Annotated in this window: 1 pseudogene; it reads right to left on the bottom strand. The window is 44.7% G+C overall.

What is annotated here, in order from left to right:
* Nucleotides 1-28: 28 nt before the first annotated feature.
* Nucleotides 29-918, bottom strand: a pseudogene (locus IQ259_RS26910) (ISAzo13 family transposase).
* Nucleotides 919-1,310: the final 392 nt, after the last annotated feature.

Raw genomic sequence — 1,310 nt, 5'->3', positions numbered from 1 at the left:
AGGAATGAGGATAAAATAAGATCCAGAATTATGAGGTCTGCGGGACTGCTGTATAATTCCATTGCGGTAAATAATCATCAAATACAATTTCCATCATCTGCTTAAATTCATCTGTTACCTTGCGACCGGTCTTGTATATGCCATCTAAAATCGTTGTAAATACCTGAAGCCCTGATTTCGTCTTAGTTTTTGCAATTAACTCCTCGACTATCTCAACACTTTCAAAAATGACTCCCTGACAAGCACGAGTCACATGAGGAAACAAGCGATGTTCAATGGGGTTGTATTTTGAGGTGTATGGGGGATAATGAGCAATGGGAATTTCAATCCCCAACTCATTCACCAAGGCTTGTAAATCTTGCTTAAACAGAAAATGGCGAGAATTGTTACTGCCACCCCCATCGCACAGCAACAGGATGGAATTAGCAGTCTGATAGCGCTCCCAGCCATAATGCTTCCACCAATAGCGCAGTGAATCACAGGCAAATTCACTCGTGTCATGACTGGTTCCAATCTGGATGTAACCCTCATTGAGGGACAGGTCATACAACCCATGCGGAATCACTACGCCTTCAGCTAAGGTAGGCCAATCATGGTCAAACACTTCTATTTCGGCTTGGGTATACAACTTTCCGGCTCGATATAACCCCCCAATCAGTTCTTTTTTTTTGTATCCATGCTGATCACAGGATTGCCTGCGGCTTGATAGGTTTCAATCAACTCTTCAATATTTTCAAACTGTTCATTGCGCTGGGGATGCGCTCCGGTGCTTAAACGCTTTTGAGCTTTGCGTCTGCGGTAGTGATGGCGTTCCAAGAGTTGATCTACCACCGTTACACTCACCTCTATCCCTTGCTCTTGCAACAACTCGGCAATTTCTTGGCGCGTCAGGTTAGTCCATTTCACCGTTTCATCCATCGGTGAACCTGCTGTATGCTGCGTCAACACTTGTAAAAATACTGTTTCTCAACCCACAATTGTCGAGAGTGCTGATTTGCGCCCGCCCCCCTGACGGCGAATTCCACTCATACTCATCGCTGTTTCATTGTCCAACTCCTCCATCCCCAGGCGAAGCGTATAATAATCGCAACCAAATAGGTTACTGACATAGCTCATTCCTCCCCATCCCAGTTTGATGGATTCTATCGCGGCATAGCGACGACGATCCTTCTCGTTTAAGGACGAATATAGTCGTTGCATTTGCTGCTCAATCTCGGATGAATACGGAGTCATAGAATCTCAGAATTCAGTGGGCATATTCTGCTTATTATTGCATGACCCATTTCTGGATCTTATTTAATCCTCGTTCC

It is taken from the genome of Fortiea sp. LEGE XX443 (assembly GCF_015206815.1).
Taxonomy (GTDB): domain Bacteria; phylum Cyanobacteriota; class Cyanobacteriia; order Cyanobacteriales; family Nostocaceae; genus Nostoc_B.
Note: the sequence above shows the minus strand (reverse complement) of the source record. Positions and strands in the feature narration are given on the sequence as shown.